This is a genomic window from Micrococcus sp. HSID17227, assembly GCF_003989405.1.
GTDB lineage: Bacteria > Actinomycetota > Actinomycetes > Actinomycetales > Micrococcaceae > Micrococcus > Micrococcus luteus.
On sequence record NZ_RBLN01000341.1, the window covers coordinates 1 to 1,886 of the forward strand.

The 1,886-nt window shown below is 76.0% G+C and carries 2 protein-coding genes and 1 pseudogene; all 3 read left to right on the forward strand.

Going from position 1 to position 1,886, the window contains the following annotated elements; translation table 11 throughout:
* Window positions 1–182: pseudogene (locus D8M29_RS11560) on the forward strand (polyprenyl synthetase family protein); the annotation flags it as partial.
* Window position 183: 1 nt separating this feature from the next.
* Window positions 184–1,080: a squalene/phytoene synthase family protein gene (locus D8M29_RS11565; RefSeq protein WP_010079994.1), complete on the forward strand. Its 897-nt coding sequence runs from the start codon at window positions 184–186 to the stop codon at window positions 1,078–1,080.
* Window positions 1,077–1,886, forward strand: an 810-nt coding sequence (gene crtI / locus D8M29_RS11570) for a phytoene desaturase family protein (RefSeq protein ID WP_127445997.1), incomplete at its 3' end; no start/stop codon positions are given. The genes D8M29_RS11565 and crtI, both read left to right, overlap by 4 nt.

Consider the following 1,886-nt stretch of genomic DNA (forward strand, 5'->3'; position numbering starts at 1 on the left):
CCGCGGACATCGAGGCCGCCCGCCGCGCCCTCGAGGCGGCCGGTGCCCGGGAGCACGCCCTCGACGTCGCCGCCGAGCTCACCGTCCGCGCCCGCGAGCGCATCGCGGCCCTGCCCCTGGACGAGACGGTCCGGGCGGAGTTCGCCGACGCCTGCCACGCCGTGCTGACCCGGAGGTCCTGAGATGGCCGCGCCCACCCCGAGCCCTGCCGCGCTGTACACGCGGACGGCCCACACCGCAGCGGCCCAGGTGATCCGCCGCTACTCCACGTCCTTCTCCTGGGCCTGCCGCACCCTGCCCCGGCAGGCACGCCAGGACGTGGCCACGATCTACGCCATGGTCCGCGTCGCCGACGAGGTGGTCGACGGCGTCGCGGTGGCCGCCGGGCTCGACGAGGCCGGGGTCCGCGCCGCCCTGGACGACTACGAGCGGGCGTGTGAGGCCGCGATGGCGTCGGGCTTCGCCACCGACCCGGTCCTGCACGCCTTCGCCGACGTGGCCCGTCGCCACGGCATCACCCCGGAGCTGACCCGTCCCTTCTTCGCCTCCATGCGCGCGGACCTGGGGATCCGCGAGCACGGCGCCGAGTCCCTGGACGCCTACATCCACGGCTCGGCCGAGGTGGTGGGGCTGATGTGCCTGCAGGTCTTCCTCTCCCTCCCCGGCACGCGGGCCCGGACCCCGGGCCAGCGGCAGGAGCTGCGCGCGCAGGCCTCCCGGCTGGGGGCGGCGTTCCAGAAGGTCAACTTCCTCAGGGACCTGGCCGCGGACCACCACGAGCTGGGCCGCACCTACCTGCCCGGTGCCGCACCGGGCGTGCTCACCGAGGCCCGCAAGGCCGAGCTCGTGGCCGAGGTCCGCGCCGACCTCGACGCCGCCCTGCCCGGCATCCGTGTCCTGGACCCCGGGGCCGGGCGCGCCGTGGCCCTGGCGCACGGACTGTTCGCGGCCCTGGTGGACCGGATCGAGGCGACCCCGGCGGCCGAGCTGGCCCACCGCCGTGTCCGGGTGCCGGACCATCAGAAGGCCCGGATCGCCGCCCGCGTCCTGGCACGGGGCCGCCGGGGAGGCCGCCGATGAGCGCCCGGGACACCGCTCTCGGCCCGCGCACCGTGGTGGTGGGCGGCGGTTTCGCCGGACTGGCCACGGCGGGCCTGTTGGCCCGCGACGGGCACCGGGTGACGCTGCTGGAGCGCGGCGCCGTCCTGGGCGGCCGTGCCGGACGCTGGTCTGAGGCGGGGTTCACCTTCGATACCGGGCCCTCCTGGTACCTGATGCCCGAGGTGATCGACCGCTGGTTCCGCCTCATGGGGACCTCCGCCGCCGAACGGCTGGACCTGCGCCGTCTGGACCCCGGCTACCGGGTGTACTTCGAGGGGCACCTCCACGAGCCCCCCGTGGACGTGCGCACCGGCCACGCGGAGACGCTGTTCGAGTCCCTCGAGCCCGGCGCCGGGCGCCGGCTGCGGGCCTACCTCGACTCCGCGTCCCGGATCTACGGGCTCGCCAAGGAGCACTTCCTCTACACGGACTTCCGCCGGCCGGCCGCCCTGGCCCACCCGGACGTCCTGCGCGCCCTGCCGGCCCTCGGGCCCCAGCTGCTGGGGGGCCTGCGCTCCCACGTGGCGGCCCGCTTCCAGGATCCCCGGCTGCGCCAGATCCTGGGCTACCCGGCGGTCTTCCTCGGCACGTCCCCCGACCGTGCCCCCGCCATGTACCACCTGATGTCCCATCTGGACCTCGCCGACGGCGTGCAGTACCCCCTCGGCGGGTTCGCGGCCCTCGTGGACGCCATGGCGGAGGTCGTGCGTGAGGCCGGTGTGGAGATCCGCACCGGGGTCGAGGCGACCGCCGTGGAGGTCGTGGACCGTCCCGCCCCCGCCGGC

Bases quoted from the DNA above. Each gene is read 5' to 3' on its own strand.
- D8M29_RS11565 (WP_010079994.1), top strand. From the start codon at position 184: ATGGCCGCGCCCACCCCGAGCCCTGCCGCGCTGTACACGCGGACGGCC.